The following is a 24,361-nucleotide window of genomic DNA, read 5'->3' as shown; positions in this document are numbered from 1 at the left end:
TGCGCGGTGCGGCGGATTTGGGAGCAAGTATGAAAGGTATTGTGCTGGCAGGGGGTTCCGGGACGCGTCTGCATCCAATTACCCGCGGCGTATCGAAGCAGCTGTTGCCGATTTACGATAAACCGATGATCTATTACCCGCTGTCGGTGCTGATGCTGGCGGGGATCAAAGACATTCTGATTATCTCCACGCCGGAAGATCTGCCTTCTTTCAAGCGTTTGTTGGGCAGCGGCGAAGCGTTTGGCATCAATCTCAGCTATGCCGAGCAGCCTAGCCCCGATGGCCTGGCTCAGGCATTTCTGATTGGCGAAGAATTCTTGGCCGGCGAGCCGAGCTGCCTGGTGTTGGGCGATAATATTTACTTTGGCCAGGGATTCAGTCCCAAGCTGAGAAGCGTTGCGGCGCGCACCGCCGGCGCCACGGTGTTTGGCTATCAGGTGATGGATCCCGAGCGTTTTGGCGTAGTGGAATTCGATGACCGCTATCGGGCATTATCGATCGAAGAAAAGCCGGTTAAACCGAAGTCTAACTGGGCGGTGACCGGGTTGTATTTCTATGATGCTCAGGTTGTGGAGTTCGCCAAGCAGATCAAACCGTCACCTCGGGGTGAGCTGGAGATCACCAGCATCAACCAGATGTATCTGGAGCGCGGAGAACTGACCGTCGAGCTGCTGGGGCGCGGTTTTGCCTGGCTGGATACCGGCACTCACGACAGCCTGCTGGAAGCCAGCAGTTTCGTGCAGACGGTCGAGAAACGTCAGGGCTTTAAAATCGCCTGTCTTGAAGAGATCGCCTGGCGCAATGGCTGGCTGGATGATGAGGGCGTGAAACGCGCGGCTCAGACGCTGGCCAAGACAGGTTACGGCAAATACTTACTGGATTTATTGCATGCGCGTCCACGCCAGTATTGAACCGCTGAATTGGGAGAGCGACTTCTTCCAATTGAAAAGCGCCAAGTTACATTTCGACGACTCTGCGGCCCCCGTCAGCCACGCTGATTTGGATGCTTATGCGTTGGTGCAGGCTAAAATCCCTGCTTACCGATTGGAGTGGGCCGATGCGCTGTCGGCGCTGGGCTTCCGGCTGGTCGAAGGCGAAGTGGACCTGGCAGTGAACATTGCAACTGGACGCGAGACGGTCGATACCGCTGCGGCCGGGGTGCGGATGGCCGTACCCGAGGACATCCCGTCGTTGCGGGCTGCCGCCGGTGACGTGTTCGCCGCCAGCCGATTTCGCGCACCGTGGTACGATCGCGCCGATAGCGGGCGATTCTATGCGGCCTGGATCGAAAAAGCGGTGCTGGGCACCTTTGATCATCAATGCTTGCTGGTATTGGACAACCAGGGGCAACCCGAAGGATTTGTCAGCCTGCGTGACATTGGCGACCAGGAAATGCGTATCGGCTTGCTGGCGGCCTATCCCGGCGCATCAGGCCGGGGCATTGGCTCCAGACTGATGGCGGCGGCGCTGGCCGAATGCCGGCGGCAGGGGATGCAGCGCCTGCGGGTCGCGACCCAGGTAGGCAATATCGCCGCATTAAGACTCTATCAACGACAGGGTGCCGTGATTGAAAGCACCGCGTATTGGTTATACAGAGGTAGACATGATTCCATTTAACGCTCCACCGGTTGTTGGCACTGAACTGGAATATATGCAGGCTGCGATGAGCAGCGGCAAGTTGTGCGGCGACGGCGGTTTTACCCGTCGCTGCCAACAGTGGATGGAACAGCATTTCGGCAGCGCGAAAGTGCTGTTGACGCCTTCCTGCACCGCGTCGTTGGAAATGGCCGCCATCCTGCTGGATATTCAGCCGGGCGACGAAGTGATCATGCCGAGCTTTACCTTCGTTTCAACCGCCAACGCCTTTGTGCTGCGTGGCGCCAAAGTGGTATTCGTCGATCTGCGTCCGGACACCATGAACATCGACGAAACCAAAATCGAAGCGGCGATTACCGATAAAACCCGCGCGATCGTGCCGGTACACTACGCCGGCGTCGCCTGCGAGATGGATACCATCATGGCGCTGGCGAAGAAATATAACCTGTTCGTGGTGGAAGACGCCGCGCAGGGCGTGATGTCGACCTACAAAGGCAAGGCATTGGGCACCATCGGCCATATCGGCTGCTTCAGCTTCCATGAAACCAAAAACTATACCGCCGGCGGCGAAGGCGGCGCGACGCTGGTGAACGATCCGGCCCTGATCGATCGGGCGGAAGTCATCCGCGAGAAAGGCACCAACCGCAGCCAGTTCTTCCGTGGCCAGGTCGACAAATATACCTGGCGCGACATCGGTTCCAGCTACTTGATGTCTGACCTGCAGGCCGCCTATCTGTGGGGTCAGCTGGAAGTGGCGGAGCGCATCAATCAGCGCCGCCTGTCGCTGTGGCAGAAGTACTACGACAGTTTCCTGCCGTTAGCGCAGGCCGGCCGTATCGAGCTGCCGACTGTGCCGGCGGACTGCGAGCACAATGCGCACATGTTCTATATCAAGCTGCGCGATATCGAAGAGCGCACCGCATTTATCGACTATTTGAAAGAAGCCGAGATCATGACGGTGTTTCACTATATCCCGCTGCATGCGTGCCCGGCCGGCGAACAGTTTGGCCGCTTTGCCGGTGAAGATCGCTATACCAGCCAGGAAAGTGCGCGTCTGGTGCGTTTGCCGCTGTTCTACAATCTGTCCGATGCCAATCAACGTACGGTTATCAATAGCATACTGAGCTTTTTCGCCTGATATGTCGTTGGCAAAAGCGTCGATATGGACCGCCGGCTCCACGCTGATCAAAATTGGCGTGGGGCTATTGGTGGTGAAACTGCTGGCGGTGGCGTTTGGCCCCAGCGGCGTGGGGCAGGCGGGTAACTTCCGCCAGTTGATCACCGTGCTGGGCGTGCTGTCCGGCGCGGGCATTTTTAACGGCATCACCAAATACGTGGCGGAGTACCACCAGGACTCGCAGCGTCTGCGTCTGGCGGTCGGCACCGCGTCGAGCATTGTGCTGGGCTTTTCGACCTTGCTGGCGCTGGTGTTTTTGTTCGCCGCCGAGCCGATCAGCATCGGGCTGTTCGGGCATGCCGATTACGTCGGCGTGGTGCGCGCCGTCGCCTTCATTCAGATGGGCATCGCCTACGCCAACCTGTTCATGGCGGTGCTGAAAGGCTATCGCGACGCGATGGGCAACGCGCTGGCGGTGATCGGCGGCAGCCTGATCGGCGTGGTGGCTTATTATCTGTGCTTCAAGCTGGGCGGCTATGAAGGCGCGCTGGCAGGGCTGGCGTTGGTGCCGGCGTTGGTGGTGTTGCCGGCCGGGCTGATGCTGTGGCGGCGCAAAACGTTGCCGCTGCGCTACCTGGCTCCGCGCTGGGACAAAGGGGTGGCCGGCAATCTCGGCAAATTCACCCTCATGGCGTTGATCACTTCGGTGACGCTGCCGGTGGCCTACGTGATGATGCGTAACCTGTTGGCCGCGCATTACGGTTGGGATGAAGTGGGGATCTGGCAAGGCGTCAGCAGCATTTCCGATGCCTATCTGCAGTTTATCACCGCCTCGTTTACCGTCTATCTGCTGCCGACGCTGTCGCGGTTGACGGACAAGGGCGCTATCTCGCGGGAGATCGTGCGCTCGCTGAAATTCGTGCTGCCGGCGGTAGCGGCGGCGAGCTTTACGGTGTGGTTGCTGCGTGATTTCGCCATCTGGCTGCTGTTCTCGGACAAGTTCGTCGCCATGCGCGATCTGTTTGCCTGGCAGCTGGTGGGCGACGTGCTGAAAGTCGGGGCTTATGTGTTCGGCTATCTGGTGATCGCCAAAGCGTCGCTGCGCTTTTATATCCTGACGGAAGTCAGCCAGTTTCTGCTGCTGACGCTGTTCTCGCACTGGCTGATCCCGCTGCGCGGCGCGCTGGGGGCGGCTCAGGCCTATATGGCAACCTACATCGTGTATTTCGCGCTCTGTAGCTGCGTGTTTCTTATTTATCGTAGACGAGTATGACCACACTGATTCACGTTCTGGGATCCGATATCCCGCATCATAACCAGACGGTGCTGCGCTTCTTCAACGACGTGCTGGCGCCGCGTTTGCCGGCTGAGCAGACGCGGCATTTTATGGTGGCGGCCAAGGATGTGGCGGCACTGGGGGATTTCCCCGCCCTGAACATTGAGCCTTACGCCGACAAGAAGAGCCTGGCGGCGGCGGTGATCGCCCGCGCCCAGGCCGATCGCGATGCGCGCTTCTTCCTGCACGGTCAGTTTAACCCGGGGCTGTGGCTGGCGCTGCTGAGCGGCAAGATCAAGGCGCATCAGGTCAGTTGGCATATTTGGGGCGCCGATCTGTATGAAGACGCCACCAGCTGGAAATTTCGGCTGTTTTACCTGCTGCGCCGCATTGCTCAGGGGCGAGTGGGGAACGTGTTCGCCACCCGCGGCGACGTGATCCACTATCAGCAGCGCCATGCGCGGGTGCCGGCCTCGCTGTTGTACTTCCCGACGCGGATGGATCCGGCGCTGACCGACGTTCACGTCGAGAAAAATCTGGCCGGGCCGATGACGATTCTGGTGGGCAACTCCGGCGATCGCAGCAACCGGCATATCGAAGCGCTGCAGGCGATACATCAGCAGTTCGGCGCCGACGTGCGCGTGATCCTGCCGATGGGCTATCCGGCCAATAACGACGCCTACATCGAGCAGGTGCGCGCCGCCGGGTTGCCGCTGTTCGGCGAGAAAAACCTGCAGCTGCTCACGCAGCAGGTGGCGTTTGAGGACTACCTCAACATCCTGCGCGCCTGCGATCTGGGTTATTTCATTTTCAATCGCCAGCAGGGAATAGGCACCCTGTGTCTGCTGATTCAGTTTGGCGTGCCTTTCGTGCTCAGCCGGCAGAACCCGTTCTGGCAGGATTTGGCGGAACAGCACCTGCCGGTGCTGTTCTACGGCGACTCGCTCGACGAGGCGGTGGTGCGCGAAGCGCAGCGTCAGCTGGCGGCGGTGGACAAGCAGACGATCGCCTTCTTTAATCCGAACTATGTCGATGGCTGGCAGCAAGCCCTGGCGCTGGCGGCGGGAGAGCACTCATGACGTTGGCGCAATTCGGCGGTCTGTTCGTCGTCTACCTGGTCAGCCTGACGTTTATTCTGACGCTGACCTACCAGGAGTTTCGGCGCGTGCGCTTTAACTTCAACGTCTTCTTCTCGCTGCTGTATTTGCTGACGTTTTATTTCGGCTTCCCGCTGACCTGCCTGCTGGTGTTTCAGTTTGACGTCGAGGTGGTGCCGGTGGAGTTTCTGCTGTACGCCTTGCTGTCGGCGACGGCGTTTTACGCCATCTATTACGTCACCTACAAGACCCGGCTGCGCAAGCGCCGCTCTCAGCCGCGCGCGGCGCTGTTCACCATGAACCGGGTGGAAACCCATATGACCTGGGTGCTGCTGGCGCTGGTGGCGATCGGGACTGTGGGTATCTTCTTCATGCAGAACGGCTTCCTGCTGTTCAAGCTCAATTCCTACAGCCAGATCTTCTCCAGCGACGTGTCCGGCGTGGCGCTCAAACGGTTCTTCTACTTCTTCATTCCGGCGATGCTGGTGGTCTATTTCCTGCGGCAGGATCTGCGCGCCTGGTTCTTGTTCCTGGTGGCGACGGTGGCGTTCGGCATTTTGACCTACGTGATCGTCGGCGGCACCCGCGCCAATATCATCATCGCCTTCGCGCTGTTCCTGTTTATCGGCATCGTGCGCGGCTGGATCACGCTGTGGATGTTGGCGGCGGCCGGCATATTCGGCGTGGTCGGCATGTTCTGGCTGGCGTTGAAGCGCTACAGCCTGGACGTCAGCGGCGCGGAAGCGTTTTATACCTTCCTCTATCTGACCCGAGACACCTTCTCGCCGTGGGAAAATCTGGCGCTGCTGCTGCAAAATTACGACAAGATCGATTTCCAGGGCCTGGCACCGATCCTGCGTGATTTCTACGTCTTTATCCCAACGTGGCTATGGCCGGGCCGGCCGGACGTGGTGCTGAACTCGGCCAACTATTTCACCTGGGAAGTGCTGAACAACCACTCCGGGCTGGCGATATCCCCGACGCTGATCGGTTCGCTGGTGGTGATGGGCGGCGCGCTGTTCATCCCGCTCGGCGCGATTCTGGTGGGCATGATCATCAAGTGGTTCGACTGGCTGTATGAGTTGGGCAAAACCGAACCGAACCGCTATAAGGCGGCTATCCTGCAAGGATTCTGCTTCGGCGCGGTGTTCAACATGATCGTGTTGGCGCGCGAAGGGGTGGACTCATTCGTTTCGCGCGTGGTGTTCTTCTGCATTATTTTCGGCGCCTGTCTGGTGCTGGCGAAGTTGCTGTATTGGCTGTTCGATACCGCCGGGCTCATCAAGGCCAGAGTGACGCGCGCCCGCGCGCTGGCCTCTCCCCCACGGGCGGACGGTCTTTTGTAAGGGTAATGACGACGATGGAAACAAAGATTTCGGTGCCGCAGTATGAGCTGCGCGGTTTCAGCCTGTGGGGCTTTCGCGATATGGCGCACTGCATGGACTTTCTGTTCGACGGCGGCCGGGTCAAACAGGGCACGTTGGTGGCCATGAATGCGGAAAAGATCCTGAAGGCGGAAGAGGACCCGGCGCTGCATGCGTTGCTGGATGAAGCGGAGTACAAGTACGCCGACGGCATCAGCATGGTGCGCTCGATTCGCCGCAAATACCCGGCGGCGGACGTTTCGCGCGTCGCGGGCGCCGATCTTTGGGAAGCCTTGATGCAGCGCGCCGGCCGTGAAGGCACGCCGGTCTTCCTGGTCGGCGGCAAGCCGGAGGTGCTGGCGGAAACCGAACGGAAGCTGCGCAGCCAGTGGAACGTTAACCTGGTGGGCAGCCAGGACGGCTATTTCAAACCGGAGCAGCGAGAGGCGCTATTCGAGCGTATTCGCGCCAGCGGCGCCGCCATCGTGACGGTGGCGATGGGATCGCCGAAGCAGGAGATCCTGATGCGCGACTGCCGCAAGGTGCATCCGCAGGCGCTGTATATGGGCGTGGGCGGCACCTACGACGTGTTTACCGGCCATGTGAAGCGTGCGCCCAAGGTGTGGCAGAACCTCGGTCTGGAGTGGCTTTACCGCCTGCTCAGCCAGCCCAGCCGCATCGGCCGGCAGCTGAAGCTGTTGAAGTTTGTCGGCTACTACTACAGCGGCAAAATGTAATCGCTTATCCGGGGGGGAATGTGTCGGTTCGCCCCGGTCTGCTGTACCAATAATCTGCTTTTGCCTATTTCTCCCGCATATCTATAACCCCCAGCCCTAAACGTCGCCGCATTTATTCCATAAAGTTTTAAATTGCGGTTTGCTTATAGCGACGAAATGCGAAACGATACCGCCCGGAAATTATCCCTGGCCGCTGAAGCCTGATGCGACAGCGCTGAACGATGTTCTTCTCACGGTAACTTCGCTCCGACTACCCGTTGATGCCAACCCGAACGGCAGGGGATGATTTATTCTTTTAATAATGACAATAACGACCGGCAGCGGCCGGCAGGCAAACACAACCCGAGAAAAATTATTGAGGATTTATGGCACACAAAGAGAAACCGCAAGGGCTACACCGAGGCCTTGAGGCCCGGCACATCGAGCTTATCGCTCTCGGGGGCACCATTGGTGTCGGCCTGTTTATGGGATCGGCCAGTACGCTGAAATGGGCCGGGCCGTCGGTACTGCTGGCTTACATCATCGCCGGGCTGTTCGTATTCTTCATTATGCGTTCGATGGGGGAGATGCTGTTCCTCGAGCCGGTCGCCGGGTCGTTCGCCGTTTACGCGCATAAATACATGAATCCCTATTTCGGCTACCTGACTGCCTGGGGGTACTGGTTTATGTGGATCGCCGTCGGCATTTCGGAGATCACCGCCATCGGGGTGTATGTGCAGTTCTGGTTCCCGGAAATACCGCAGTGGGTCCCCGCGCTGATCGCCGTGGCGATGGTGGCGCTGGCCAACCTGGCGGCGGTGCGCCTGTACGGTGAGCTGGAGTTCTGGTTCGCCATGATCAAGGTCACCACCATCATCGTGATGATTTTGGTGGGGCTGGGGGTGATCTTCTTCGGTTTCGGCAACGGCGGTGAACCTATCGGTTTCGCCAATCTGACGGCGCACGGCGGCTTCTTTGCCGGCGGCTGGAAGGGCTTCCTGTTTGCGCTGTGCATCGTGGTGGCGTCCTATCAGGGGGTTGAGCTGGTGGGCATCACCGCCGGTGAAGCCAAAAACCCGCAGGTGACGCTGAAACGCGCGATCAACAATATCCTGTGGCGCATCCTGATCTTCTATGTCGGCGCGATCTTCGTCATCGTGACCATCTTCCCGTGGAACGGCATCGGCACTACCGGCAGCCCGTTCGTGCTGACCTTCGCCAAGATCGGCATCGTCGCCGCTGCCGGCATCATTAACTTTGTGGTACTGACCGCCGCGCTTTCCGGTTGCAACAGCGGCATGTACAGCGGCGGCCGCATGCTGTACGCCCTGGCCAAGAATCGCCAACTGCCGGCGGCGCTGACCAAGCTTTCCGCCAGCGGCGTGCCGGTCAACTGCATCGCCGTCACCATCGGCTGCCTGTTGGTGGGCTCCGCGCTGAACTACATCATCCCCAATCCGGAGCAGGTGTTCGTCTATGTCTACAGCGCCAGCGTGTTGCCGGGCATGGTGCCGTGGTTCGTGGTGCTGATAAGCCAACTCTATTTCCGCCGCGCGCACAAGGAAGCGATCAAAAACCACAGCTTTAAGTCGATCATGTTCCCGTATGTGAACTATCTGACCATCGCTTTTCTGGTTTGCGTGCTGGTCGGCATGGGAATCAACCCGGATACGCGAATTTCCCTGCTGGTCGGGGCGATTTTCTTAGCGGGCGTCAGCCTGTGCTACTTCGCTTTCGGCATGCATAAGAAACATCATCCGGCTGAAAATCGGGTAGAAACGCGGCAATAAACGGTGAAAAGGGGCTACGGAGTGCGCTTTCCTGCGCAGGAGTGAGCAAAGCGTAATCAAACGCAACATTTCTGCGAAAAAGCACTAGACAGGATTGGCGTAAATCCGTAGTATCCCCTCCCGCAACGGCGCTACGCGCCCGTAGCTCAGCTGGATAGAGCGCTGCCCTCCGGAGGCAGAGGTCTCAGGTTCGAATCCTGTCGGGCGCGCCATTAAGTTTGTGCGCAGGAGCTGCGGTGGTAATATTACCGCGTGAGTAAGAAGAAGTAGTAATGGTGGCTATAGCTCAGTTGGTAGAGCCCTGGATTGTGATTCCAGTTGTCGTGGGTTCGAGTCCCATTAGCCACCCCACTTCCTAAGCGAAGTGAAGATTTAGCAGTATTTTGTGACAGTGCGAAGGTGGCGGAATTGGTAGACGCGCTAGCTTCAGGTGTTAGTGTTCTTACGGACGTGAGGGTTCAAGTCCCTCTCTTCGCACCACGCAAAATATCTGATAAATATAAGATTTATATGGACAACGGTCTGATAAATCGGGTAGTATGAGCAACACAAATCGGCGAGTAGCGCAGCTTGGTAGCGCAACTGGTTTGGGACCAGTGGGTCGGAGGTTCGAATCCTCTCTCGCCGACCACCATTCGAAAAACCTGCTTTTAAAGCAGGTTTTTTTTCGCCTGCGGTTTATGAGGATGAGCACCTCCGCAGGAGGTTCGAGCCTCGCGAAGCGAGACAACGTTGCTTTAGCAACGGCCCGCAGGGCACGTATCCAGGATGCGCGTAATCTTTCTCTCGCCGACCAGTTTCAAAGAAACCGACGTAAGTCGGTTTTTTTACGTCCGCCGTTTATGAGGGTAAGTCCTTCCCGCCGCGACGAAACGCATAGCGACCAACCCGTGCAGCATTGCACGGGTTTTTGCGTATCTGAACATTGGCATTTTGTCTCAACCGGCACGTGTGTAGGTTTTCAGCGACAATGTGGTTCGACGTTGTCGCCAGTTTGAGACACATAATGCATTGATTTTAAACATTAAAAGTGGCTTTGGCTTAAGTCGTCGTTTTGCGGCGACAGCGTCAGATCGGCCGTGGGTAAAGAACAACAGGGGACGGCATGCTGAGAGAAAGTTAGGCATAAATAAAAATTCAATATTTTCAATCAATTGAATGCTATTTTTATAGCGACTTTCCTGGATCTGAAAGTTGGCACGCCAAGTGCAATACCTACAGCGTAGATGCTCATTCCATTTCTTATGTTCGCCTTAGGCTTCATAAACCCTGGGAATGACGCAGAGCCGATTTAGGGTGCCTATCGCCCACGAGAACGATGACTAACCCGTCATCACGCTCAGGGCAAAACGTTGAGTGAGGCACCGCCCCTGTTGTCCTAGACCTGATTGCTTCTTTATACACTTGCCATGCGGCAAGTGTTTTTTTTTTGCGCTTCAGCAAGCTAACGGGCAAAAAAAAGCGCGGCACCGAGGCCACGCTTTCTCTGCCGGGCGGGCGGTTATTCGCCGCCGTTCTGTTTCAGCGTCAACATCAGTCCTTCACGCCGCATCTGCGCCGCTTCATCCGAACGATGCAGTTTCTCCAGCGTATCGGCCAGCCAGGCGTAATCGTAGGCGTCCGGACGCTGTTTCAGCGCTTCGCGGAAGGCGTCGGCCGCCTGCTGCCACTCGCCGTGCTTCATCAGCAACTGCCCCAGCGTGCTGTTCAACAGCGGCGTCGCGCCGTGCTGCTTCATCTGCTGACGCAGCGCTTTCTCAAGCTGCTCGGGGTTGCCGGACTTCAGCCGTGGCAGCAACAGCACCAGGCGCTCGTCATATTGGCGTTTCAGGCCGTCGAGCACAATCTCCTGCGCCAGTTCGTGGTCGTTGCATTCGATCAGGTGCTCCACCATCGCGATTTGCAGCGGCACTTCGTGACGCGTCTTGCGGCTCTGATCTTTCCACCAGCGCTTCAGGCCTTCGCTGCCTTCGTCCGCCATCGCCTGATTCATCAGCCCGATGTAAGCCTGTTGCTGCAACGCCTGCAGCTGCTCTTCGCTGTGCAGTTCGATTTTGCGCATCGACGGCAGCACTTCCAGCAGCGACGCATAGGCGCCGGTGCGCAGATAGGCTTGTTCCGCCAGGCGCAACACTTCCGGATGGCGCGGCGCCTGGTTCAGCAAGCGATCGACGCCGTGGCGCGCGGCGTGGTTCTCGCCCTGCGCCAGCTGGATGCGAACCCGGGTGATATCCACCGGCAGCTGATCGGTATCGGCGGCTTCGGCGGCCCGCTCCAGATACTGATTGGTACGGAAGTCATCACCGCGTTGCTGCGCAGCCTCGGCGGCCAGCAGATAGTTCACCACCGGTTGCTCAGCGTGGTCGGCGTTGCGCGTCATCAGCTTTTCAACCTGCTTGTAGTCGCCCTCCGCCAGTTTGATCAGCGCGGCTTTGGTTTGCTGACGCGCGCGGGTGCGCTTGCGGCCGATAAACCAACCGCGCGTGCGGGCGCCGGTACGGAAGATGCGGCGCAGGATCCACTCTATCGCCAGCAGCACCACGAACAGCAGCACCAACATGATCACCAGGCCGGTGACGCTGGTTTCAATATTGTAGTTATCGGTCTGGATCAGCACATAGCCCTGATGCCCGGCCAACATCGGCCCGAGCACCACGCTGGCGATCACCACCAGGAACAGAAATAGCACGCGTAACATGGCTTAACCCTCCTGATGAGCGGCAGGGGACTGGGTCATCAGGTTGCGCACCCGGGTCTGCATCACTTTTTCGAGCAGCGGCTGGCTTTTCAGCTGATCCGGCACGTCCATCGAGATCGACTGTTGGCTCAGGCTGTCCAGCTCTTCAAGGAAGGCCTTGGTCGCCGGATCGGTGGTGTCGAAATAGGCGCGCACCCAGGTGGAGACGGTTTCCAGCGACTGCTTGTAGGTCTCGTTCTGGTGACGCGGAATGGCCTGTGCGGCCACCAGCAGGCGCGAACGGATGTTTTCGCGCAGGTAGATGTCCTGATTCGGGGCCAGCAGCGGTTCGGCGCTGGTATCGCGACGGCGGATGGTGATGAAGTCGGCCATGAAATTGCGCCAGCTCTTGGCCAGGTTCTGCCGCCATTCGCCGATCGAGCCGGAGAGCTCGCTGCTGTTTTGATCCATCGGCGCTTCGTCGGTGTCGTTATCGGCCAGGCGTAGGTTATCCACCTGATTGGACAGCTGATTGACCTTGAGGATGATGCCGTCGTAATCGACCTGGGTCAGCGTAGAAAGCGTGCTGATGTCTTCGGTAATGGCGCGGCGCACGTCGAGCAGGCTCGGATCGTTCATGTCCGCCAGGCTGGCGTCGGCGCTTTTCAGCAGCGCGGCGGCGCTGGTCACGTCCTGATCGCTCCATAGCTTGCGGCCGGCCATTTTCACCAGGAAATCGGCCTGCGCCAGCAGCCAGGTTTTGGCGTCGCTGCCGGAGATGGTCGCCACTTTTTCCTGCAGCTCGCTCAGTTGGCGCGCCAGGTTCGCCTGCTCGCGATCGGCGGCGTCCAGGGTTTTACCCTGTTGTTGCAACAGGCCTTCCAGCGCATTTCTTTCCTGCTGCTGGCTCTGCTTCACGCCGTCAAGCTGCTGCTGCAGCGCCTGATTGGCGGCGATCAGCTGTTGTGCCTGCTTGTGCGTATGGTAATAACCGCCCGCGCCGAGGGCGATGACCAGCACGATAGCGATCGCGCCGAGCACCGGGCCGGTGTTCTTGCCTTTGCGGCTGGCAGCGGCTGGCTGCTGGGAGCTCTCAACCGCGGTGGTGGGTTCTTCAACCGGGGCGGCTGGGGTATTTTGTTCCGTCATAGTGGCACATCCCATAGTCAGATTATTGTAGCGCGCGGATCAGCGCGTCATTATCGGCGTTGTCAGCTACCCGAATCGTACGCCAGCCCAATTCCCGGGCGAGGGTAGCCAGGCGTTCGCTCACTACTACCAGGCGGCAACGCAGCAGCCATGAAGAACGATAGTAATCAGGAACTAAAGTATAGAGCTGTTGTAACATTTCACCGCTGGTCACCACCAGCGTATCCACACCGGCGCGCTGCCAGTGGGCGCTTTGCTCGCTGCCGTCGTAGTGCACCGGGCTGCGTTGATAACATTCATAATAGCTGACGTCGGCGCCGCGCTCGCTCAGCGTCGACCCCAACAGTTCGCGGCCGCCGTTGCCGCGTAAAATCAGCGCGCGTTTGCCCGCCAATTTTTGCAGCGCCGGCAGCAGCAGCAGCGTTTCGCTGATCTCGCGTTCGCGCGGGTATTCCACCGGCAAACTGCTGATGCGGTGCAGCGCCAGCCCGGTGGTGCGGCCGATGGCGTAATAAGCCAGGTGAGCGGGCCAGCTCAGCCCGGCGCGGCCGATAACCGAATCGGCATAACTCACCGAATGTTGCGACAGCACGAACACCAGATCGCCGGCGCTAAGCTGCTGCAACGCCTGCGGCAGCTTCGGCAGATCGCCGCCCGGCGCGAAGTCGATCAGCGGTGCATGATAGGCAACCCGGCCGAGTGCGCGCAGCCGGCTCACTAACAGCTCCCCCGAAGGCGATGGGCGGGTTACCAGGATCGTCATGCCGGCGGATTTCCCTGATAAACCTCGCGCAGGATCTCGCGCGCGCCGCGCGCCAGCAACTCTTCCGCCAGCTCAACGCCCATCCGTTCGGCCTCGGCGGCCGGGCCGCGGCGTTCGCCGCGCACCATCTGGCTGCCGTCCGGCGCGCCGACCAGGGCGCGCAGCCACAGGCTGTCGCCATCCAGTTCGGCATAGCTGCCGATCGGCACCTGGCAGCCGCCTTCCAGGCGGGTGTTCATCGCCCGCTCGGCGCGCACGCGGGTTTCGGTGGCCGCATGGTTCAGCGGCGCCAGCAGCGCGCGGGTGACGCTGTCGTCGAGACGGCATTCAATGCCGACCGCACCCTGGCCGACCGCCGGCAGGCACTCTTCGGCGCTCAGCGGGCTGCGGATGCGTTGCTCCAGCCCCAGGCGCTTCAGGCCGGCCACCGCCAGAATAATTGCGTCGTAGTCGCCGTTGTCCAGCTTGGCCAGGCGAGTGCCGACGTTGCCGCGCAGGTCGCGCACGACAAGATCCGGGCGGCGTTCGCGCAGCTGGCACTGGCGGCGCAGGCTGGAGGTGCCGACCACGCTGCCCTGCGGCAGCTGATCGAGCGAGGCGAAACGATTGGAAACAAAAGCGTCGCGCGGATCTTCGCGTTCGCAAATGGTGGTTAAACCGAGCCCGGCAGGGAAATCGACCGGCACGTCTTTCATCGAATGCACGGCGATGTCAGCGCGGCCTTCCAGCAGCGCGAGCTCGAGTTCTTTAACAAACAGGCCTTTACCGCCGACTTTCGCCAACGGCGTATCCAGAATAACGTCGCCGCGGGTGACCATCGGCACCAACTCGACCTGCAGGCCGGGATGGCAGGCCATCAGACGTTGCTGCACATAATGTGCTTGCCAAAGTGCAAGCGGGCTTTGTCGGGTGGCAATTCGAATAATTTTGTCTAACATGCTTGTTACCGTTTTTATATTTCGCCATCCATCCTACCACTGAGAGTCAATACTGTCAGTGCAAGAAGCCGGAGGCGGAAAAAGGACAACGGAATCAAAGGGACGTGTGATGTGCTTTGGGGCAGTTAACACTGCGGGTAAATCGTTTAGGGAAGCGCTACAATAATTGTGAAGCGTTACCTCCTTTACGGTCAATCAGCAAGGTGTTAAATTGATCACGTTTCCAGCAATAAGTCGCCAAATATTCTTCTTACACTAACGGCGCTTATGGAATACGGGTTTTTTTCTAAACACCGGGATAATCAGGCGAGACGTCTTGTACCTCTACATCGAGACATTGAAGCAGAGACTGGATGCGATCAATCAGCTACGCGTCGATCGCGCCCTGGCGGCTATGAAGCCCGCGTTTCAACGGGTATACAGTCTGCTGCCCACCTTACTGCACCACCACCACCCGCTGATGCCGGGTTACCTGAACGGTAACGTTCCCCACGGCATTTGCCTCTACACGCCTGATGAAACTCAACAAGATTACCTGAACGATTTAGAAGACAAATGGGGTAGCCCGTTTGACAAACCGGCCAGCGGCGAGCTGCCGATCACCGGCGTCTATTCGATGGGCAGCACCTCGTCTATCGGCCAAAGCTGCAGCTCGGATCTCGACATCTGGGTCTGCCACCAGTCCTGGCTGGACAACGAAGAACGCACCCGCCTGCAGCAAAAATGCAGCCTGCTTGAGAAGTGGGCCGCGTCGATGGGGGTGGAAGTCAGCTTCTTCCTGATCGACGAAAACCGTTTCCGCCATAATGAAAGCGGCAGCCTGGGCGGCGAAGACTGCGGCTCGACGCAGCACATCCTGTTACTGGACGAGTTCTACCGCACCGCGGTGCGCCTGGCCGGCAAACGCATCCTGTGGAACATGGTGCCGGGCGAAGAAGAAGCGCACTACGATGAATACGTGCTGTCGCTGTACGCGCAGGGCGCGCTGACGCCGAACGAGTGGCTGGATCTCGGCGGCCTGAGTTCGCTGTCGGCGGAAGAGTACTTCGGCGCCAGCCTTTGGCAGCTGTACAAGAGCATCGATTCGCCCTACAAGGCGGTGCTGAAAACACTGCTGTTGGAGGCCTATTCCTGGGAATACCCCAATACCCAACTGCTGGCGACGGACATCAAACATCGCCTGCACCAGGGCGAGATCGTCAGCTTCGGGCTCGACGCCTACTGCATGATGCTCGAGCGCGTCACCCGCTACCTCACCGACATCAACGACACCACCCGCCTCGATTTGGCCCGTCGCTGTTTCTACCTGAAAGTGTGTGAAAAGCTGTCGCTGGCTAAGGCCTGCGTCGGCTGGCGGCGCGAGATCCTCAGCCAATTGGTCAGCGAGTGGGGCTGGAGCGAAGAGCGTCTGGCGATGCTGGACAACCGCGCCAACTGGAAGATCGAGCGAGTGCGCGAAGCGCACAACGAACTGCTCGACGCGATGATGCAGAGCTACCGCAACCTGATCCGTTTCGCCCGCCGCAACAACCTCAGCGTCAGCGCCAGCCCGCAGGATATCGGCGTGCTGACTCGCAAACTGTATGCGGCGTTCGAAGCGCTGCCCGGCAAGGTGACGTTGGTGAACCCGCAGATCTCGCCGGACCTGTCGGAAAACGATTTAACCTTTATTCATGTGCCGGTTGGCCGCGCCAACCGCACCGGCTGGTACCTGTACAATCAGGCGCCGGCCATGGATTCGATCGTCAGCCATCAGCCGCTGGAATATAACCGCTACCTGAACAAGCTGGTGGCCTGGGCCTATTTCAACGGCCTGCTGACGCCGCAGACCCGCCTGCACATCAAGAGCGGCAATCTGTGCGACACCGCCAAGCTGCAGGAGCTGGTGGCCGACGTTTCCCATCACTTCCCGCTGCGCCTGCCGGCACCGACGCCGAAAGCGTTGTACAGCCCGTGCGAGATTCGCCATCTGGCGATCATCGTCAATCTGGAAAACGATCCGACCGCCGCCTTCCGCAATCAGGTGGTGCACTTCGATTTCCGCAAGCTGGACGTGTTCAGCTTCGGCCAGCAGCAGCAGTGTTTGGTGGGCAGCATCGATCTGCTGTATCGCAACTCCTGGAACGAAGTGCGTACCCTGCATTTCAGCGGCGAGCAGTCGGTGCTGGAAGCATTGAAAACCATTCTCGGCAAAATGCACCAGGACGCCGCGCCGCCGGAGTCGGTGGAAGTGTTCTGCTACAGTCAGCACCTGCGCGGCCTTATTCGTACCCGCATTCAGCAGCTGGTGTCGGAGTGCATCGAGCTGCGCCTGTCCAGCACCCGGCTGGAACCCGGCCGCTTCAAGGCGGTGCGCGTCGCCGGGCAAACCTGGGGGCTGTTCTTCGAGCGCCTGAGCGTGTCGGTGCAGAAGCTGGAGAACGCGGTGGAGTTTTACGGCGCCATCTCCAACAACAAGCTGCACGGCCTGTCTATCAAGGTGGAAACCGATCAGGTGCATCTGCCGCCGGTAGTGGACGGCTTCGCCAGCGAGGGGATCATCCAGTTCTTCTTCGAAGACACCTCAGACGACAAGGGCTTCAACATCTATATTCTGGATGAGTCGAATCGTGTGGAGGTGTATCACCACTGCGAGGGCAGCAAAGAGGAGCTGGTGCGCGACGTCAGCCGCTTCTATTCCTCGTCGCACGACCGCTTTACCTACGGCTCCAGCTTCATCAACTTCAACCTGCCGCAGTTCTATCAAATCGTGCAGCTCGACGGGCGCACGCAGGTGATCCCGTTCCGCAGCAACGTGCTGTCCAGCCTGTGCGTGACGGTGGCCGACGGCGCCGCTCAGCCGCTGAAGCAGCAGTTCCAGCTGCATTGACGCCGCAAGGGCTCGGTTGCCGAGCCCTGCTTAGCCTCAGGAAAAACGCAGTTCCTCGCCGGCCTGCGCGCTGGCCGCTTCGCTGAGCAGTTGGTAAAACGGCTGCCCGCTGCGATCGCATACCCAGACGCCGTCGCGGTAGTTGAAGTGGTAACCGCCGGCCTTGGTGGCGAGCCACACCTGGTGCAGCGGCTCCTGGCGGTTGATGACGATTTTGGTGCCGTTTTCGAAGCTCAGCGTCATCACGCCGCCATTGGTTTCGTAATCGATATCCGCATCGCCGTCAAAATCGTCCAGTGTCTCTTCAATATTCAGCATCAGCTGGTCGGCCAACTGGTGAAACTCACTGTCGTTCATATTCAATTCCTATTGCTTTTCATGATCCACCTGCGATTATAGAGACCTTGGACGCATGAATTACAGGCATTAATGCAAATGAAAAAACAACTACGCTATGCGCTGATGGCCGTTCTGGTTACCGGCCTCGCCGGCTGTGGTCTGAAAGGCCCGCTTTACTTCCCACCTGCCGACTCCGCCGGCCAAAAACCGGCCAAACCGCCGGTGCAAACGGGCGATCAGGTGCAAAAGAACCAGCAGGAGCAGTCTGGCTCTCAGCAAAAACCGTCGATGGTTGCCCAGTAACACCCGGTTTGCGGTGGCGAGCGCCGCCGCAAAATCAAGACGGATAGCGCGTCCAGATAGCGGAGTATGATATGCAGTTCTCCAAAATGCACGGTCTGGGCAACGACTTTATGGTGGTCGATGCCGTTACACAGAATGTCTATTTTTCACCTGAGCTGATCCGCCGGCTGGCCGATCGGCACCTGGGCGTCGGCTTTGACCAGATGCTGGTGGTAGAACCGCCTTACGATCCCGAGCTGGATTTTCACTACCGAATTTTTAACGCCGACGGCAGCGAAGTGGCGCAGTGCGGCAACGGCGCGCGCTGTTTCGCGCGCTTTGTGCGGCTGAAAGGGTTGACCAACAAGCGCGATATCCGCGTCAGCACCCAAACCGGGCGCATGGTGCTCAGCGTCACCGACGACGATCTGGTGTGCGTCAACATGGGTGAGCCGAATTTCGATCCGCAGGCGGTGCCGTTCCGCGCCGCCAAGGCGGAAAAGACCTACATCATGCGCGCGGCGGAACATACCGTGCTGTGCGGCGTGGTGTCGATGGGCAACCCGCATTGTGTTTTGCAGGTGGATGATGTAAAAACCGCCAAGGTGGAGCTGCTTGGGCCGGTGCTGGAAGGGCACGAGCGCTTCCCGGAACGGGCCAACATCGGCTTTATGCAAGTGGTCAGCCGCGATCACATCAAGCTGCGCGTTTACGAGCGCGGCGCCGGTGAAACGCAGGCCTGCGGCAGCGGCGCCTGTGCGGCGGTGGCGGTCGGGATCCAACAGGAATTGCTGTCAGAAGAGGTGCATGTAGAACTGCCGGGCGGCAGCCTGCATATTCGCTGGAAAGGGCCGGGCAATCCGCTGTTTATGACCGGTCCGGCAACCCATGTCTATGACGGATTTATTCATCTATGAAAAGCGTAGAAGAACAGAGCGTCGCCGGCCTGGCGCTGGATGACGACGCCGTGATGCAGTACCTGCTGCAGAACCCGGATTTCTTTATTCGCAACGCGCGCCAGGTTGAGCAGATGCGCGTGCCTCACCCGGTGCGCGGCACCGTTTCGCTGGTGGAATGGCATCTGGCTCGCCAGCGCAATCACATCGAACGGCTGGAAGAAGAGATCACGCTGTTGATGGAGCAGGCCAGCGCCAACGAAGGGCTGTTCGCCAGGCTGCTGCACCTGCAGGCCGATCTGGCCACCGCCGACAGCCTGCAGGATATGCTAAACCGGCTGCAGCGCTGGGCGCGCGGCTTCGGTTTGGCCGGCGCCACGGTGCGGCTGTTCGCCGAGCGCTGGAATATCGGCGCGCCTTCCGATTTCACCCATCTGGCGCTGACGCGTTCGGCGTTCGAGCCGTTCCGCATTCAGCGGCTGGGCAGCGAACAACACTATCTCGGCAGCCTGAACGGCCCCGAGCTGCTGCTGCTGTTGCCGCAGGCCAAACAGATTGGCCAAATTGGCTCGGTGGCGCTGTCGATGTTGGGCGACGACGGCGAGCTGGGCATGGTGATCTTCAGCAGCCGCGATACGCAACATTATCAGCAAGGCATGGGTACGGTGATGCTCAATCAGCTGGCGCGCATGCTGCCGGCGCTGCTGGAACGCTGGATCGAACGCGCATGACGCCGATTGCGCCCAGCCTGCAGCAGCCGGTGGACGCTTTTCTGCGTTATCTCAAGGTAGAACGGCAACTCAGCCCGCTGACGCAGCTCAGCTATTCACACCAGCTGACGGCGCTGATGCGCCTGGCGCAGGAGATCGGCGTCACCGACTGGACGACGCTGGACGCCGCCCGGGTGCGCATGCTGGCGGCGCGCAGCAAACGCGCCGGTCTGCAGTCCGCCAGCCTGGCGCTGCGGCTCTCTTCGTTGCGTAGCTTCCTCGATTGGCTGGTCAGCCAGGGCGTGCTGCACGCCAACCCCGCCAAGGGCATCCGCACGCCGCGCAGCGGCCGCCATCTGCCGAAAAACATCGACGTCGATGAAATGAACCAGCTGCTGGAGATCGATCTCAACGATCCGCTGGCGGTGCGCGATCGCGCCATGCTGGAGGTGATGTACGGCGCCGGCCTGCGCCTCTCCGAGCTGGTGGGGCTGGATTGCCGCCATGTCGATATGGCGGCGGGCGAGGTGTGGGTGATGGGGAAAGGCAGCAAAGAACGCAAACTGCCGATTGGGCGCACCGCCGTCACCTGGCTGGAACACTGGCTGGCGATGCGCGATCTGTTTGGGCCGCAGGACGACGCCATGTTCCTGTCCAATCAGGGGCGACGCATCTCGACGCGCAACGTGCAAAAACGCTTCGCCGAATGGGGCGTGAAGCAGGGCGTCAATAGCCATATCCATCCGCACAAGCTACGCCACTCCTTCGCCACCCATATGCTGGAGTCCAGCGGCGATCTGCGCGCGGTGCAGGAGCTGCTCGGCCACGCCAACCTGACCACCACGCAAATTTATACCCACCTCGACTTTCAACATCTGGCGAACGTGTACGATGCCGCGCATCCGCGCGCCAAACGGGGGAAATCCTGATGCATTTTTATCGCCCGCTGCGCCCGCTGGCGGCGCTGACTTTCGATCTGGACGACACGCTGTATGACAACCGTCCGGTGATCCGGCAAACCGAGCAGCAGTCGGTGGCCTTCCTGCAGAGCTACCATCCCGGTCTGAACGGCTTCCAGTCGGCGGATTTCCACCGCCTGCGCCAGGAACTGCGCGAGCAGGATCCGGAGATCTACCACGACGTCACCCAGTGGCGCTGGCGCGCCATTCATCTGGCGTTGAGCCGGCAGGGGCTGCGCGACGCCGAAGCGGCGATCGGGGCCGATGCGGCGATGCAGAATTTCGCGCTGTGGCGCAGCCGTATCGAAGTGCCGGAAGCGACCCATGCCACGCTGAAGGCGCTGGCGGCGCGCTACCCGCTGGTGGCGATCACCAACGGCAACGCCGATCCGGCGCAGTGCGGCCTGGACGGCTACTTTCAGTTTGTGCTGCGTTCCGGGCCGGACGGGCGCGCCAAGCCGTATCAGGACATGTATCACCTGGCCGTCGAGCGGCTGGGCGTGGCGCCCGAGCAGATCCTGCACGTGGGCGACGATCTGACCACCGACGTGGCCGGCGCGCTGCGCGCGGGGCTGCAGGCCTGTTGGATCAACGATCGGCAACGCAGCCTGATGCAGGCCGCCGACAGCCGCCTGCTGCCGCATATTGAGATTTCGCAGTTGGCATCGCTGACAGCATTGTTATAATCCCTGCCAGAACTCTGTATAAATTTCCAGTGAAAAACCCGTCGCCGGCGGGTTTTTCCTTAACCATTAGTGGTGCCTATGGACGTCTCCGATCTGCTCGACAGCCTGAATGAAAAACAACGTGAAGCCGTGGCGGCGCCGCGCAGCAACCTGTTGGTTCTGGCCGGAGCGGGCAGCGGCAAGACGCGGGTGCTGGTGCATCGCATCGCCTGGCTGCTGTCGGTGGAGAACTGCTCACCGTATTCGATCATGGCGGTGACCTTCACCAACAAGGCGGCGGCGGAAATGCGCCACCGTATCGAACATCTGATCGGCACCAGCCAGGGCGGCATGTGGATCGGCACTTTCCACGGTCTGGCGCACCGCCTGCTGCGCGCTCATCATCTGGAAGCCAACCTGCCGCAGGATTTCCAGATCCTCGACAGCGACGACCAGTTGCGGTTGCTCAAGCGCATCATCAAGGCGCTGAACGTCGACGAGAAACAGTGGCCGCCGCGTCAGGCGATGTGGTACATCAACGGCAAGAAAGACGAAGGCCTGCGCCCGCAGCACGTCGAGACCTACAACAACCCGGTAGAGGCCACCTGGCTGCGCATCTATCAGGCCTATCAGGAAGCCTGCGATCGCGCGGGGCTGGTGGATTTCGCCGAGCTGCTGCTGCGCGCGCACGAGCTGTGGCTGAACAAGCCGCATATCCTCAACCACTACCGCGAGCGTTTCACCAACGTGCTGGTGGACGAATTCCAGGATACCAACAGCATCCAGTACGCCTGGATCCGCCTGCTGGCGGGCGGCAACAGCAACGTGATGATCGTCGGCGACGATGACCAGTCGATCTACGGCTGGCGCGGCGCGCAGGTGGAAAACATCCAGCGCTTCCTGAAGGATTTCCCCGGCGCGGAAACCATCCGCCTGGAGCAGAACTACCGTTCCACCAGCAACATCCTGAAAGCGGCCAACACCCTGATCGCCAACAACGACGGGCGCATGGGGAAAAACCTGTGGACCGAAGGCGGCGAAGGCGAGCCGATTTCCCTCTACTGCGCCTTCAACGAACTCGACGAAGCGCGCTTTGTGGTCAACCGCATCAAGACCTGGCAAGACAACGGCGGCGCGCTGAACGATTGCGCCATTTTGTACCGCAGCAACGCCCAGTCGCGCGTGCTGGAAGAGGCGCTGCTGCAGACGGCGATGCCGTACCGCATCTACGGCGGCCAGCGGTTCTTCGAACGTCAGGAAATCAAGGATGCGCTGGCTTACCTGCGCCTGATCTCCAACCGCAACGACGACGCGGCCTTCGAGCGCGTGGTCAACACCCCGACGCGCGGCATCGGCGATCGCACCCTCGACGTGGTACGCCAGGCGGCGCGCGATCGCCAGCTGACGCTGTGGCAGGCGACGCGCGAACTGATGCAGGACAAGGTTCTGGCCGGCCGCGCCGCGTCGGCGCTGCAGCGCTTCATCGAGCTGGTGGAGTCGCTGGCCCATGAAACCGCCGATATGCCGCTGCACGTGCAGACCGATCGGGTGATCCGCGACTCCGGGCTGTTCATTATGTATGAGCAGGAAAAGGGCGAGAAGGGACAGGCGCGCATCGAAAACCTTGAGGAACTGGTGACGGCGACGCGCCAGTTCAGCTATCAGGAAGAAGATCAGGATCTGATGCCGCTGCAGGCATTCCTGTCGCACGCGGCGCTGGAAGCGGGCGAAGGCCAGGCCGACGCCTATCAGGACGCGGTGCAGCTGATGACCCTGCACTCAGCCAAGGGGTTGGAGTTCCCGCTGGTGTTTATCGTCGGCATGGAAGAAGGCATGTTCCCGAGCCAGATGTCGCTGGACGAAGGCGGCCGTCTGGAGGAGGAGCGCCGTCTGGCCTATGTGGGCGTGACGCGCGCCATGCAGAAGCTGACTCTGACCTATGCTGAAACGCGCCGTCTGTACGGCAAAGAGGTTTATCACCGGCCGTCGCGCTTTATCGGCGAATTGCCGGAGGAGTGCGTGGAAGAAGTGCGCCTGCGCGCCAGCGTTTCGCGCCCGGTCAATCACCGCCGCATGGGCACGCCGATCAGCGAGAACGACACCGGTTACAAGCTGGGCCAGCGCGTGCGTCATCCCAAGTTTGGCGAAGGCACCATCGTCAATCTGGAGGGCAGCGGCGAGCACAGCCGGCTGCAGATCGCCTTCCCGGGTGAGGGCATCAAATGGCTGGTGGCGGCCTACGCGCGTTTGGAAACGGTATAAAGAGAGAGGCGTTGCAGGGGCCAGCCCCTGCAACCTTTCACGATCAGTGAGGGTACCGGTCGCCGACCTGTGCGGTGGCATACCAGCGCATCACCGCTTCGGTGCCTTCACCGCCTTCCTGCGGCGCCCACTGCATGCAGTCTTCTTCGGTCAGCGCCTGATACGGGCCCTGCTTCACTTCGAACACTACGCCGCCGGCATCGACCGACAGCACCGCATGCCAGGTAAAGGCCGGCATCTCCAGCACTTTGGTTTCTTCGCCAAGCAGGGTGCGCTGTGTTACGACGCCGTCATCGTTGAACTGCAGCACCACAAAGCGGCCGCGCAGCGGCGTCAGCAGCTCCCAGGTTTGCGGGTGGCGGTGCGGGCGGATATAGGTGCCGGGTTCCATGGCGATAGCCAGGCGTTGCACCGGGTCGCTCAGCTCTTCGTGTAAGGTGCGGTGCGCGCGCAGGCGGGCCACGCTGGCGGCCTGTTCGCTCATCGCGGTCAGTTCATGGGCGGTAATCTGTTTCATCATTTAAATCCGCATGCTTGTCGTACCATTAGGGTGATGTCATCTTAGCAACATTCTTGGTGGCGGTAAGCGATCGCCGCGACTTTTTCAGTACGGTTTAAGCCCCATTTCTGCTATTGATCATCGTGATGATTTGTTGCGCAATTATCCCGCCTAACGTGTTGACAGGCTTTTTCTTCTCGGCGTAACATGCGCGCACTATTATCATTGAGGACAGACGCCTTGGACACACCCAGTAGATACTGGCTCACTGACCTGCGCCGCAGGTATAACTTCTAAGGCTCTCCGTTTTTGCTGATAGCCTTCGTGGTTGTCGGCGACCCCGCAAAGTGTCGCTATGAGTCAGATCTCTTCATGGTCTGAAACAAATCGGTGATAC

At 59.9% G+C, this 24,361-nt stretch carries 21 protein-coding genes, 4 tRNA genes and 1 other RNA gene; 20 read left to right on the top strand and 6 right to left on the bottom strand.

The window, feature by feature from the left end; genetic code table 11:
• Positions 1–29 precede the first annotated feature (29 nt).
• The 13 genes from rfbA to ACJ8IP_RS19080 all read left to right on the top strand — a co-directional run bounded on the left by rfbA (position 30) and on the right by ACJ8IP_RS19080 (position 9,751).
• The gene (gene rfbA / locus ACJ8IP_RS19140; RefSeq protein ID WP_042783441.1) at positions 30–911 is read left to right on the top strand and encodes a glucose-1-phosphate thymidylyltransferase RfbA; all 882 of its coding nucleotides are present in this window, start codon (positions 30–32) and stop codon (positions 909–911) included.
• Positions 889–1,617, top strand: coding sequence for a dTDP-4-amino-4,6-dideoxy-D-galactose acyltransferase (gene rffC, locus ACJ8IP_RS19135; RefSeq protein ID WP_042783442.1), 729 nt, complete (start codon positions 889–891; stop codon positions 1,615–1,617). Before rfbA ends, rffC begins: the two co-directional genes overlap by 23 nt.
• Complete coding sequence (rffA, locus tag ACJ8IP_RS19130; RefSeq protein ID WP_033652432.1) at positions 1,604–2,734, top strand: dTDP-4-amino-4,6-dideoxygalactose transaminase; 1,131 nt, start codon at positions 1,604–1,606, stop codon at positions 2,732–2,734. Before rffC ends, rffA begins: the two co-directional genes overlap by 14 nt.
• Before the next feature lies 1 nt (position 2,735).
• Positions 2,736–3,986, top strand: coding sequence for a lipid III flippase WzxE (wzxE, locus tag ACJ8IP_RS19125; RefSeq protein WP_033645036.1), 1,251 nt, complete (start codon positions 2,736–2,738; stop codon positions 3,984–3,986).
• The gene (locus ACJ8IP_RS19120) at positions 3,983–5,068 is read left to right on the top strand and encodes a TDP-N-acetylfucosamine:lipid II N-acetylfucosaminyltransferase (RefSeq protein WP_033645035.1); all 1,086 of its coding nucleotides are present in this window, start codon (positions 3,983–3,985) and stop codon (positions 5,066–5,068) included. Before wzxE ends, ACJ8IP_RS19120 begins: the two co-directional genes overlap by 4 nt.
• Positions 5,065–6,432, top strand: a complete 1,368-nt coding sequence (wzyE, locus tag ACJ8IP_RS19115; protein ID WP_033631481.1) for an ECA oligosaccharide polymerase — start codon at positions 5,065–5,067, stop codon at positions 6,430–6,432. Before ACJ8IP_RS19120 ends, wzyE begins: the two co-directional genes overlap by 4 nt.
• Before the next feature lie 14 nt (positions 6,433–6,446).
• Positions 6,447–7,187 (top strand): lipopolysaccharide N-acetylmannosaminouronosyltransferase, encoded by a 741-nt coding sequence (gene wecG / locus ACJ8IP_RS19110; RefSeq protein ID WP_047025958.1) that lies wholly within the window; start codon positions 6,447–6,449, stop codon positions 7,185–7,187.
• Positions 7,188–7,552: 365 nt separating this feature from the next.
• Positions 7,553–8,956, top strand: coding sequence for a bifunctional threonine/serine APC transporter ThrP (thrP, locus tag ACJ8IP_RS19105; RefSeq protein WP_004934226.1), 1,404 nt, complete (start codon positions 7,553–7,555; stop codon positions 8,954–8,956).
• Positions 8,957–9,091: 135 nt separating this feature from the next.
• A tRNA-Arg gene (locus tag ACJ8IP_RS19100) sits at positions 9,092–9,168 on the top strand.
• Positions 9,169–9,231: 63 nt separating this feature from the next.
• A tRNA-His gene (locus tag ACJ8IP_RS19095) sits at positions 9,232–9,307 on the top strand.
• Between the two features lie 42 nt (positions 9,308–9,349).
• Positions 9,350–9,436, top strand: a tRNA-Leu gene (locus tag ACJ8IP_RS19090).
• A gap of 74 nt (positions 9,437–9,510) precedes the next feature.
• Positions 9,511–9,587, top strand: a tRNA-Pro gene (locus tag ACJ8IP_RS19085).
• 37 nt (positions 9,588–9,624) lie between these two features.
• Positions 9,625–9,751, top strand: a non-coding RNA gene (locus ACJ8IP_RS19080) — RtT sRNA.
• A 706-nt stretch (positions 9,752–10,457) separates the two neighbouring features.
• Here the strand turns inward: ACJ8IP_RS19080 and hemY are convergent.
• The 4 genes from hemY to hemC are packed head-to-tail and all read right to left on the bottom strand — an operon-like array spanning position 10,458 to position 14,483.
• Positions 10,458–11,654, bottom strand: a complete 1,197-nt coding sequence (gene hemY, locus ACJ8IP_RS19075) for a protoheme IX biogenesis protein HemY (RefSeq protein WP_033645031.1) — start codon at positions 11,652–11,654, stop codon at positions 10,458–10,460.
• A 3-nt stretch (positions 11,655–11,657) separates the two neighbouring features.
• Positions 11,658–12,782 carry a uroporphyrinogen-III C-methyltransferase gene (hemX, locus tag ACJ8IP_RS19070; RefSeq protein ID WP_033645029.1) on the bottom strand — a complete coding sequence of 375 codons (1,125 nt, stop codon included), beginning with the start codon at positions 12,780–12,782 and terminating at the stop codon, positions 11,658–11,660.
• A 22-nt stretch (positions 12,783–12,804) separates the two neighbouring features.
• Complete coding sequence (hemD, locus tag ACJ8IP_RS19065; RefSeq protein WP_033645028.1) at positions 12,805–13,545, bottom strand: uroporphyrinogen-III synthase; 741 nt, start codon at positions 13,543–13,545, stop codon at positions 12,805–12,807.
• Positions 13,542–14,483, bottom strand: coding sequence for a hydroxymethylbilane synthase (gene hemC, locus ACJ8IP_RS19060; RefSeq protein ID WP_164107105.1), 942 nt, complete (start codon positions 14,481–14,483; stop codon positions 13,542–13,544). Before hemC ends, hemD begins: the two co-directional genes overlap by 4 nt.
• Positions 14,484–14,799: 316 nt before the next feature.
• Between hemC and ACJ8IP_RS19055 the strand changes: the two genes are divergently transcribed.
• Complete coding sequence (locus tag ACJ8IP_RS19055; protein ID WP_019452546.1) at positions 14,800–17,352, top strand: class I adenylate cyclase; 2,553 nt, start codon at positions 14,800–14,802, stop codon at positions 17,350–17,352.
• 36 nt (positions 17,353–17,388) lie between these two features.
• Here ACJ8IP_RS19055 and cyaY read toward each other — a convergent pair whose 3' ends face one another.
• Entirely contained in the window at positions 17,389–17,709 is a 321-nt protein-coding gene (gene cyaY, locus ACJ8IP_RS19050) for an iron donor protein CyaY (protein ID WP_094141601.1), read from the bottom strand.
• 78 nt (positions 17,710–17,787) lie between these two features.
• Here cyaY and lptM point away from each other — a divergent pair, with 78 nt between their 5' ends.
• The 6 genes from lptM to uvrD all read left to right on the top strand — a co-directional run bounded on the left by lptM (position 17,788) and on the right by uvrD (position 23,465).
• Positions 17,788–17,994, top strand: coding sequence for an LPS translocon maturation chaperone LptM (gene lptM, locus ACJ8IP_RS19045; protein ID WP_080273427.1), 207 nt, complete (start codon positions 17,788–17,790; stop codon positions 17,992–17,994).
• Positions 17,995–18,065: 71 nt separating this feature from the next.
• The gene (dapF, locus tag ACJ8IP_RS19040; RefSeq protein ID WP_004934244.1) at positions 18,066–18,890 is read left to right on the top strand and encodes a diaminopimelate epimerase; all 825 of its coding nucleotides are present in this window, start codon (positions 18,066–18,068) and stop codon (positions 18,888–18,890) included.
• Entirely contained in the window at positions 18,887–19,600 is a 714-nt protein-coding gene (locus ACJ8IP_RS19035) for a DUF484 domain-containing protein (RefSeq protein ID WP_033645022.1), read from the top strand. The genes dapF and ACJ8IP_RS19035 overlap by 4 nt, the downstream gene beginning before the upstream one ends.
• On the top strand, positions 19,597–20,508 hold the full coding sequence (xerC, locus tag ACJ8IP_RS19030) for a tyrosine recombinase XerC (protein WP_072626504.1): 912 nt from the start codon (positions 19,597–19,599) through the stop codon (positions 20,506–20,508). Before ACJ8IP_RS19035 ends, xerC begins: the two co-directional genes overlap by 4 nt.
• On the top strand, positions 20,508–21,224 hold the full coding sequence (yigB, locus tag ACJ8IP_RS19025; protein WP_033636653.1) for a 5-amino-6-(5-phospho-D-ribitylamino)uracil phosphatase YigB: 717 nt from the start codon (positions 20,508–20,510) through the stop codon (positions 21,222–21,224). The genes xerC and yigB overlap by 1 nt, the downstream gene beginning before the upstream one ends.
• 78 nt (positions 21,225–21,302) lie before the next feature.
• The gene (gene uvrD / locus ACJ8IP_RS19020; protein WP_025304874.1) at positions 21,303–23,465 is read left to right on the top strand and encodes a DNA helicase II; all 2,163 of its coding nucleotides are present in this window, start codon (positions 21,303–21,305) and stop codon (positions 23,463–23,465) included.
• 43 nt (positions 23,466–23,508) lie between these two features.
• Here the strand turns inward: uvrD and ACJ8IP_RS19015 are convergent, their stop codons facing one another.
• Positions 23,509–23,982: a WbuC family cupin fold metalloprotein gene (locus ACJ8IP_RS19015; protein ID WP_025160392.1), complete on the bottom strand. Its 474-nt coding sequence runs from the start codon at positions 23,980–23,982 to the stop codon at positions 23,509–23,511.
• Positions 23,983–24,361: the final 379 nt, after the last annotated feature.

The organism is Serratia sp. CY52157 (genome assembly GCF_052168495.1).
Taxonomy (GTDB): Bacteria; Pseudomonadota; Gammaproteobacteria; order Enterobacterales; family Enterobacteriaceae; genus Serratia; species Serratia ureilytica.
This window is presented reverse-complemented; position numbering and strand designations above follow the sequence as displayed.

Coding starts and splice junctions, on each gene's coding strand:
- xerC (WP_072626504.1), top strand. CDS start 19,597: ATGACGCCGATTGCGCCCAGCCTGCAGCAGCCGGTGGACGCTTTTCTG.
- rffC (WP_042783442.1), top strand. CDS start 889: ATGCGCGTCCACGCCAGTATTGAACCGCTGAATTGGGAGAGCGACTTC.
- rffA (WP_033652432.1), top strand. CDS start 1,604: ATGATTCCATTTAACGCTCCACCGGTTGTTGGCACTGAACTGGAATAT.
- dapF (WP_004934244.1), top strand. CDS start 18,066: ATGCAGTTCTCCAAAATGCACGGTCTGGGCAACGACTTTATGGTGGTC.
- ACJ8IP_RS19015 (WP_025160392.1), bottom strand. CDS start 23,982: ATGAAACAGATTACCGCCCATGAACTGACCGCGATGAGCGAACAGGCC.
- hemD (WP_033645028.1), bottom strand. CDS start 13,545: ATGACGATCCTGGTAACCCGCCCATCGCCTTCGGGGGAGCTGTTAGTG.
- ACJ8IP_RS19120 (WP_033645035.1), top strand. CDS start 3,983: ATGACCACACTGATTCACGTTCTGGGATCCGATATCCCGCATCATAAC.
- wzxE (WP_033645036.1), top strand. CDS start 2,736: ATGTCGTTGGCAAAAGCGTCGATATGGACCGCCGGCTCCACGCTGATC.
- ACJ8IP_RS19035 (WP_033645022.1), top strand. CDS start 18,887: ATGAAAAGCGTAGAAGAACAGAGCGTCGCCGGCCTGGCGCTGGATGAC.
- lptM (WP_080273427.1), top strand. CDS start 17,788: ATGAAAAAACAACTACGCTATGCGCTGATGGCCGTTCTGGTTACCGGC.
- rfbA (WP_042783441.1), top strand. CDS start 30: ATGAAAGGTATTGTGCTGGCAGGGGGTTCCGGGACGCGTCTGCATCCA.
- yigB (WP_033636653.1), top strand. CDS start 20,508: ATGCATTTTTATCGCCCGCTGCGCCCGCTGGCGGCGCTGACTTTCGAT.
- hemC (WP_164107105.1), bottom strand. CDS start 14,483: ATGTTAGACAAAATTATTCGAATTGCCACCCGACAAAGCCCGCTTGCA.
- hemY (WP_033645031.1), bottom strand. CDS start 11,654: ATGTTACGCGTGCTATTTCTGTTCCTGGTGGTGATCGCCAGCGTGGTG.
- thrP (WP_004934226.1), top strand. CDS start 7,553: ATGGCACACAAAGAGAAACCGCAAGGGCTACACCGAGGCCTTGAGGCC.
- wecG (WP_047025958.1), top strand. CDS start 6,447: ATGGAAACAAAGATTTCGGTGCCGCAGTATGAGCTGCGCGGTTTCAGC.
- uvrD (WP_025304874.1), top strand. CDS start 21,303: ATGGACGTCTCCGATCTGCTCGACAGCCTGAATGAAAAACAACGTGAA.
- hemX (WP_033645029.1), bottom strand. CDS start 12,782: ATGACGGAACAAAATACCCCAGCCGCCCCGGTTGAAGAACCCACCACC.
- cyaY (WP_094141601.1), bottom strand. CDS start 17,709: ATGAACGACAGTGAGTTTCACCAGTTGGCCGACCAGCTGATGCTGAAT.
- wzyE (WP_033631481.1), top strand. CDS start 5,065: ATGACGTTGGCGCAATTCGGCGGTCTGTTCGTCGTCTACCTGGTCAGC.